This is a genomic window from Pantoea sp. CTOTU49201 (assembly GCF_032054795.1).
Classification (GTDB): Bacteria; Pseudomonadota; Gammaproteobacteria; order Enterobacterales; family Enterobacteriaceae; genus Pantoea; species Pantoea symbiotica.
The window spans coordinates 1-8,120 of record NZ_DAMBSA010000205.1; the positions used below are offsets into that span (position 1 = coordinate 1).

General features: G+C 54.0%; 7 protein-coding genes and 1 pseudogene. 3 read left to right on the top strand and 5 right to left on the bottom strand.

The window, feature by feature from the left end:
• Window positions 1–1,193, bottom strand: a 1,193-nt coding sequence (locus RTY00_RS14730; RefSeq protein ID WP_312664948.1) for a thiamine pyrophosphate-binding protein, incomplete at its 3' end; no start/stop codon positions are given.
• Window positions 1,194–1,296: 103 nt separating this feature from the next.
• On the bottom strand, window positions 1,297–2,193 hold the full coding sequence (locus RTY00_RS14735; RefSeq protein ID WP_312664949.1) for a lysine exporter LysO family protein: 897 nt from the start codon (window positions 2,191–2,193) through the stop codon (window positions 1,297–1,299).
• Window positions 2,194–2,330: 137 nt separating this feature from the next.
• Between RTY00_RS14735 and RTY00_RS14740 the strand changes: the two genes are divergently transcribed.
• Window positions 2,331–3,971, top strand: coding sequence for an ATP-dependent endonuclease (locus tag RTY00_RS14740; RefSeq protein ID WP_312664951.1), 1,641 nt, complete (start codon window positions 2,331–2,333; stop codon window positions 3,969–3,971).
• A 92-nt stretch (window positions 3,972–4,063) separates the two neighbouring features.
• Here the strand turns inward: RTY00_RS14740 and cspD are convergent, their stop codons facing one another.
• Complete coding sequence (gene cspD, locus RTY00_RS14745) at window positions 4,064–4,291, bottom strand: cold shock-like protein CspD (RefSeq protein ID WP_007887624.1); 228 nt, start codon at window positions 4,289–4,291, stop codon at window positions 4,064–4,066.
• Between the two features lie 323 nt (window positions 4,292–4,614).
• On the opposite strand from cspD, the gene clpS reads away from it, so the two are divergent.
• Together clpS and clpA are read left to right on the top strand one after the other, a co-directional pair.
• The gene (gene clpS, locus RTY00_RS14750; protein WP_007887621.1) at window positions 4,615–4,935 is read left to right on the top strand and encodes an ATP-dependent Clp protease adapter ClpS; all 321 of its coding nucleotides are present in this window, start codon (window positions 4,615–4,617) and stop codon (window positions 4,933–4,935) included.
• Between the two features lie 55 nt (window positions 4,936–4,990).
• Window positions 4,991–7,270: an ATP-dependent Clp protease ATP-binding subunit ClpA gene (gene clpA / locus RTY00_RS14755; RefSeq protein ID WP_312664950.1), complete on the top strand. Its 2,280-nt coding sequence runs from the start codon at window positions 4,991–4,993 to the stop codon at window positions 7,268–7,270.
• A 90-nt stretch (window positions 7,271–7,360) separates the two neighbouring features.
• On the opposite strand, the gene infA is transcribed toward clpA, so the two are convergent.
• On the bottom strand, window positions 7,361–7,579 hold the full coding sequence (infA, locus tag RTY00_RS14760; RefSeq protein WP_002211347.1) for a translation initiation factor IF-1: 219 nt from the start codon (window positions 7,577–7,579) through the stop codon (window positions 7,361–7,363).
• Between the two features lie 346 nt (window positions 7,580–7,925).
• Window positions 7,926–8,120, bottom strand: a pseudogene (gene aat, locus RTY00_RS14765) (leucyl/phenylalanyl-tRNA--protein transferase); the annotation flags it as partial.

Consider the following 8,120-nt stretch of genomic DNA (forward strand, 5'->3'; position numbering starts at 1 on the left):
CGTTTGCCGTTCACCTTCAGATAGCGCGCTGCCCACACGGTTGGCGTGCCGACGTCGCAGGTAAAGATGGCATCGTCATCGGCATATTCGCTGATTTGCTGGGCCAGATATTGCGGGTGAATCGCCAGCTTATCGTTGGCGGTGGCCAACTCATCCAGCCCTTTACGCGCATCGACATAATGCTCCAGCGCTTTATCCAGATGCTGGCGATCGGTTTTGCTGCTGAGCTGCGGCTGCAGCGCATGCAAGGTGGTTTTGATGTCACCCACCAGCGCCATATCGACGTGGCTGTGGGAGCCAAGGCTGCCGGGATTGATGTCGATCTGAATGATTTTGGCATCGGCCGGATAGAAGGCGCGATAGGGGAACTGCGTCCCCAGCAGCACTAAGGTATCGGCGTTCATCATGGCGTGGAAACCAGAGGAGAAACCAATCAAACCGGTCATGCCGACATCGTAAGGATTGTCGTATTCGATGTGCTCTTTACCGCGCATTGCGTGCACGATCGGCGCTTTCAGCGTTTCTGCCAGCTTCACCACTTCGGCGTGCGCGCCAGCACAACCGCTACCGCACAGCAGGGTGATATTTTTCGCTGCATTCAACGTTCCGGCTAAGGCGGACACTTCGCGGGCGTTAGGCACCACATGCGGCAGCTGCGGCGGATACCATTCGCTGCGTGCGCTTTCCGGCGCTGGCTGCAACGCCACGTCGCCGGGGATCACAATCACCGATACGCCACGATTGAGAATCGCTTTACGCATCGCAATGCCCAGCACCTGCGGCAGCTGCTCCGGATTGGACACCAGTTCGCAATAGTGGCTGCATTCGCGGAACAATTCTTGCGGATGGGTTTCCTGGAAGTAGCCGCTGCCGATTTCGCTGGAAGGAATGTGGGCGGCGATCGCCAATACCGGAACGTGGTTGCGGTGGCAATCAAACAAGCCGTTGATGAGATGCAGGTTGCCCGGTCCACAGGAACCAGCGCATACCGCCAGTTCTCCGCTGATTTGGGCTTCGGCGCCGGCGGCGAATGCCGCGACTTCTTCATGGCGCGTCGGCATCCATTCGATGGTGCCCATGCGATTCAGGCTGTCGCTCAGCCCGTTAAGTGAGTCACCGGTGACGCCCCAAATGCGTTTCACGCCGGCGTTTTCCAGGGTTTTTGCCAGCATTGCTGCCACAGTTTGCTTCATCGTTATGCTCCTTTCTGGTGTTGAGCCATCCATGCCGATGGCGAAAACGTGTCAGTCAGAAAGCGTAGACGATGAAGCTCGCGTGCAGCCGTGAAAAAATGCGTTATGCCGAGAACAGGGCGATCAGGATTGGGGCCAGCAAACTCATAATAAAACCGTGCACAATGGCGGCGGGCACGATTTCCATGCCGCCGGTGCGTTGCAGGATCGGCAGGGTGAAATCCATTGAGGTCGCACCACTTAGACCCAGCGTCATGCTGCGTTGACGCGTTATCAGCAGCGGAATCAGCATAATGGTGATCAGCTCACGCAGCAGGTCGTTGAAGAAGGCGGCGCTGCCTATCACCGGGCCGAACGATTCGCTCATCAAAATGCCGGAGAGCGAATACCAGCCGAAGCCGCTGGCTAACGCCAAACCGGTTTTTATCGGCAGATCTAACAGCAGCGCGGCAATCACGCCGCCCACCAGCGCACTGCACAGCGATACCAGCGCCACCAGCATGCCGCGCCGATTGATGGTGATTTGACGTAGCGTCATGCCGCTACTGCGCAGCTGTATACCGACCAGCAATAGCATCAGCATCAAGGCGTATTCACTGATGGTCGAGGCGTGACGCAGCGGCGCCCACTGACTCAAACCAAGCAGAAAGCCCGCCAGCACCGAACCGCACAGCTTGAGTGATTCCAGCGCCATATGCAGCCTTGACGGCAGCGCTTGTGGCTTGTGCTGATGACGCCACGGCCAGCGTCGCTCCAGCAGCCACAGCGCCAGCAGCGAGCAGGCAAGAATGCTCAGCATGCTCACCAGCGCGATGTGGAAAATGGCCAGCAGATTGCTGCTCAGGTTATCGAGAAACGCCAGGCTGGTGCCCATAAAGAACAGAATGATGTAGACCAGCGCGTTCAGCGTGCGGCCAACCGCCTGTAAAAGCGTGGTGTGTTGTAGCGGCAGCAGATAGCCGAGAATCAGCGGCAAAAGGATGATAATCAATCCGTACATGTGGGTTTTCTATCCATGATTGGCGGGCTGCCACGCTAGCGAAAAACAGTTGAAGTGTAAACCTTTTCCCCCGGCGCTGACTTGACCAACGCAGCGTGGCGGACCATGCTCAGGCAAAGCTTCGGATGGAATGTATGATGATTCTGGAACATATCGATATTCACGGTTTTCGCGGCATTAATCGGCTGTCATTGCCGTTGACCAACACCAATTTGCTGATTGGGGAAAATGCCTGGGGTAAATCGAGCCTGCTCGATGCACTAACGCTGTTGCTGGCGCCTGCCGCCGAGCCTTATCAATTCACTGAACACGACTTCCACTTTCCTCCCGGCGATATTGATGCCCGCATGCGTCAGTTGCAGCTGGTATTTCGTTTTCGCGCCCAGAGCGATGATGAAAGCGCGTTGTTTCAGGCCTTCTGGCAGCACGATGAGCACGGCCGCTATATTCGCTTTAGCACTCGCGCTAAGCGTCAGGATCAAGGAGTAAAAACCAGCTGGCGGTTCATCGATCAGCATAACGATGTGTTGCCGCTGGCAGGCACCGACGCGGCGCTGGCACATCTGCGCGCTTATTATCCGGTATTGCGTTTACGCGATGCGCGTTTTGGCCGTCGTAACCGCCATGCTGACAGCGATGTGGAACGCCGCGCGACGACGCTGACGGCATTGGCACAGGAAGTGGAAAATCTGACGCGCGATTTGGTGGTGCGTCCGCAAACGCTGAGCGACGACCTGTTACGTCAGGGATTGCACACCATGCAGCAGCTGCTGGAACACTATTTTCTGGTGCAGCAATCAGGCAGTAGCGCGCCGCGCGTGGCACCGGAAGTTCGCGATGGCAGTGAAGGCTGGCGATCGCTGGATAAACTTAATCACCTGATTGCCGGTACGGAATCACGCAGTCGTCAGGTGATTTTGCTGCGTATGTTCTCGCTGTTGATTCAGGCGCACGGCAACGAACCGCTGCCAACGGGCGCGCATCCGCTGCTGCTGGTGGAAGATCCAGAAACGCGGTTGCATCCCATTATGCTGTCGGTGGCGTGGAATTTACTGGAGCTGATGCCGCTGCAAAAAATCGCCACTACCAACTCGGGCGAGCTGTTATCGCAGGTGCCGCTGGAGAATATCTGTCGTCTGGTGCGCGAACCCGCGCGCGTGGCGGCATGGCGCATTGGGCCAGAAGGTTTGAGTGCCGAAGAGAGTCGCCGTATCGGTTTCCACATCCGTGTGAATCGTCCCTCGGCGCTGTTTGCCCGCTGCTGGCTGCTGGTGGAAGGCGAGACCGAAGTGTGGATTATCAATGAGCTGGCGCGGCAGCGTGGCTATCACTTCGCGGCGGAAGGGGTGAAAGTGATTGAGTTTGCGCAATCGGGTTTGAAACCGCTGCTGAAGTTTGCCCAACGCATGGGCATCGCCTGGCATGTGCTGACCGATGGCGACCAGGCGGGCAGCAAATACGCGGCTACCGCCCGCAGTCAGCTGCCATCGGCGGCGCGGGAAAGCGATCATCTCACGCAATTTCCGGCACCGGATATCGAACATTTTCTCTATAAACAGGGCTTCAGCGATGTTTATCACCAGACGGCGCACCTGCCGTTAAACGCGCTGATGAATACGCGGCGTATTATTAGTAAAGCCATTCAGCACAGCTCGAAACCTGAGCTGGCGATTGCCGTCGCGATGGCTGCGGCTGAACGCGGGCCACAGGCGATTCCGCCGTTGCTGGATCAGCTGTTTGCGCACGTGATGTGGTTGGCGCGCGGTCGGGCGGATTGAGGAAAAGGTGAGATGCGCCAAATAAAAATGCCAGCGTCTGCGGCTGGCATTTTTTTTCGGGAGTGGTCAGAATATGTGAAACAGCATGCGCGTTAAGCGACCGCGGCTTGCGTGGCTTCACAGGGCACGATCAGGCTGGCATGATTGCCTTTTGGTCCTTCATGGACATCAAACTGAACCTGCTGGCCAGCTTTCAGCGTTCTGTATCCCTCCATCTGAATCGTGGAGTAGTGTGCGAAGATATCGTCGCCGCCGCTAATCGGACAGATAAACCCGAAGCCTTTGGCGTTGTTGAACCATTTTACTGTACCCGTCTCCATGCTTTTACTTCCCTCGCAAGACATTTTGATAAGTAGGTGAGGTCATTGAAGCTGTGAGTCGAGTTTGTTTAAAACTCAATCAGCTTGTGTTAGTAGAATGTAGAGAAACGGACCTTATCGTCAAGCAAACGGCCGTGGCGGACGGGGATAAATTCATCAAAATTTGAGGCAGTTAACGCTATTGCAAATTTTGTGATACAGGTCGCGCATGTGCTTTTAGGGCCAGTTTTTATCATCTGAAAACCGGCTTGACAGGCATGTTAAACTTTAGGAATGGGCGCAGAGATGTGCACAACCGTAACGCAGAATTTCGACGGAACATTATGGCAAACACAAACGACTGGCTTAATTTTGAACATCTAGCCGAAGATAAAGTACGCGAAGGGTTAAAGCCGCCTTCAATGTATAAAGTCATTCTGAACAATGACGATTATACACCTATGGAATTTGTTATTGACGTTCTGCAAAAGTTCTTTTCTTATGATATTGAACGTGCAACGCAGCTGATGTTGAAAGTTCACTACCATGGAAAAGCAATCTGTGGTGTATTCACTGCAGAAGTGGCGGAGACCAAAGTAGCCCAGGTGAACAATTACGCACGAGATAATGAACATCCGTTGCTGTGTACGCTAGAAAAAGCCTGAAGCCATCTCCATATAGGAGATAGGTTGTCAGAGCGATAATTGGGGGAGGTGCCAAATGCTCAATCAAGAACTGGAACTCAGTTTAAATATGGCTTTCGCCAGAGCGCGCGAGCACCGTCATGAGTTTATGACCGTCGAGCATCTGTTGCTGGCATTGCTCAGTAACCCGTCGGCCAGAGAGGCACTGGAAGCCTGCTCGGTGGATATCGTGGCTCTGCGTCAGGAACTCGAAGCCTTCATCGAACAAACCACGCCGGTGCTGCCTGCCAGTGAAGAGGAGCGCGATACCCAACCGACGCTCAGCTTCCAGCGCGTGTTGCAGCGCGCGGTATTCCATGTCCAGTCCTCCGGTCGCAGCGAAGTCGCAGGCGCGAACGTGCTGGTCGCGATTTTCAGCGAGCAGGAGTCGCAAGCGGCTTATCTGCTGCGTAAACACGAAGTGAGCCGTCTCGATGTGGTGAACTTCATCTCCCATGGTACGCGTAAAGACGAACCCGGCCAGCCGCAGAACAATGCGGAGAATCCGGTTAACGAAGAGCAAGCAGGCGGGGAGGATCGTATGGAAAACTTCACCACCAATCTTAATCAGCTTGCTCGTGTCGGCGGAATCGATCCGCTGATCGGCCGCGATAAAGAGCTGGAACGTACTGTTCAGGTTTTATGCCGTCGTCGTAAGAATAACCCGCTGCTAGTGGGCGAATCGGGCGTGGGTAAAACCGCGATTGCTGAAGGACTTGCCTGGCGCATTGTGCAGGGCGACGTACCGGAAGTGATGAAAGAGTGCACCATCTATTCACTCGACATCGGTTCGCTGCTGGCGGGTACCAAATACCGTGGTGATTTTGAAAAACGTTTCAAAGCGCTGCTGAAACAGCTGGAACAGGACAGTAACAGCATCCTGTTTATTGATGAAATTCATACCATTATCGGTGCCGGTGCGGCATCGGGTGGCCAGGTCGATGCGGCAAACCTGATCAAACCGTTGCTCTCCAGCGGTAAAATCCGCGTGATGGGTTCAACCACCTATCAGGAATTCAGCAATATCTTTGAGAAGGATCGTGCGCTGGCACGTCGTTTCCAGAAGATCGACATTACCGAGCCTTCTGTGGAAGAGACGGTGCAGATCCTTAACGGGCTGAAGCCGAAGTACGAAGCGCACCATGATGTGCGTTATACCGCGAAAGCGGTGCGTGCGGCGGTGGAACTGGCGGTGAAATACATCAACGATCGTCATTTGCCAGATAAAGCCATTGATGTGATCGACGAAGCCGGTGCGCGTGCGCGTCTGGTGCCGGTCAGCAAGCGTAAGAAAACCGTCAACGTTTCGGATATCGAAACGGTGGTGGCGCGCATTGCGCGTATTCCTGAGCAGAGCGTGTCAGCAACCGATCGCGATACGCTGAAAAATCTCGGCGATCGTCTGAAAATGCTGGTGTTTGGTCAGGATAATGCGATTGAAGCACTGACTGAAGCGATCAAAATGAGCCGTGCAGGTTTGGGTCAGGATCGTAAACCGGTCGGCTCCTTCCTGTTTGCGGGCCCAACCGGTGTCGGTAAAACAGAAGTTACCGTCCAGTTAGCCAAAGCGCTGGGGATCGAGTTGCTGCGTTTCGATATGTCTGAGTATATGGAACGTCACACCGTCAGCCGTTTGATTGGTGCGCCTCCGGGCTACGTTGGCTTCGATCAGGGCGGTTTGCTGACAGATGCGGTAATTAAACATCCGCACGCTGTGGTGCTGTTGGATGAAATCGAGAAAGCGCACCCGGATGTCTTTAACCTGCTGTTGCAGGTGATGGACAACGGTATGCTGACCGATAATAACGGCCGTAAAGCAGACTTCCGCAACGTGGTGCTGGTGATGACCACTAACGCCGGTGTGCGTGAGACTGAACGTAAGTCGATTGGTCTGATTCATCAGGACAACAGTACCGACGCGATGGAAGAGATCAAAAAGATCTTTACGCCAGAATTCCGTAACCGCCTCGACAACATTATCTGGTTCCGTCACCTGTCTCAGGAAGTGATTCATCAGGTAGTGGATAAATTTATCGTCGAGTTGCAGGCTCAGCTGGATGCGAAGGGCGTATCGCTGGAAGTTAGCGATGATGCGCGCGGTTGGCTGGCTGATAAAGGTTACGACAAAGCGATGGGTGCGCGTCCAATGGCACGTGCCGTACAGGAAAATCTGAAGAAACCGTTGGCGAATGAACTGCTGTTTGGTTCGCTGGTTGATGGTGGATCGGTATCAGTAGCGCTGGATAAAGATAAAAACCAGCTTACTTACCACTTCCTGAGTGCGGAAAAACGTAAAACCGAAGGTACGGTGCACTAAGCGAAATGCAGATATGAAAAAGGCCGGATGCGAATCCGGCCTTTTTTTCGCGCTATGTAAATATAACCATCGCGAGATGTGAATATTTACTTAGCGACTACGGAAGACAATGCGGCCTTTGCTCAGGTCGTACGGGGTCAACTCGACAGTCACTTTGTCGCCCGTCAGGATGCGGATGTAGTTTTTGCGCATTTTACCGGAGATATGAGCGGTAACCACGTGCCCGTTTTCAAGCTCTACGCGGAACATGGTGTTCGGTAACGTATCCAGTACGGTACCTTGCATTTCAATATTGTCTTCTTTGGCCATCGAATCCTCTGGGTGTACTACCAAACTGTTGAACCGGCAAGATAATGCCGAATTCCATGATTTATGTAAAGAACCGTTGATGATTTTGCCAACGCTTCGCCGTGCGTCGCGCCGTTGCGCGTGCAGTACGGATAAATTAGGGTGTTTTTTGACGTCTGCGGGGGATTAGCGGGCTAAGAATCTGTAGCAATCGGCATCAGTTGCACAATCAAAACAGCTTCGGGAAATGTGTGAGATTCCCAACCTGGCAATTCCGGCTCGCCACAGCGAAGCGCGGACGACATACCAAACTCGCTTATTGTATCACTTTTGTCGGGAATTGTGTGCAAAACATCGGTGACCGATATCAAAAAAGGGTTTGTGTTTGCCAGCAACTCTCGGAAACCGGTTGCCACGCCAGTGTTTGCACGTACTGGAGATAATCGACGCGGGGAATTTCAACCGCACCAAGGGAAGCGGTATGCGGGTTGAGTACCTGACAATCAATCAGCCGGCCCTGATGCGCGAGAAAATGTTGCGCGAAAACCCAGAGCGCGGTTTT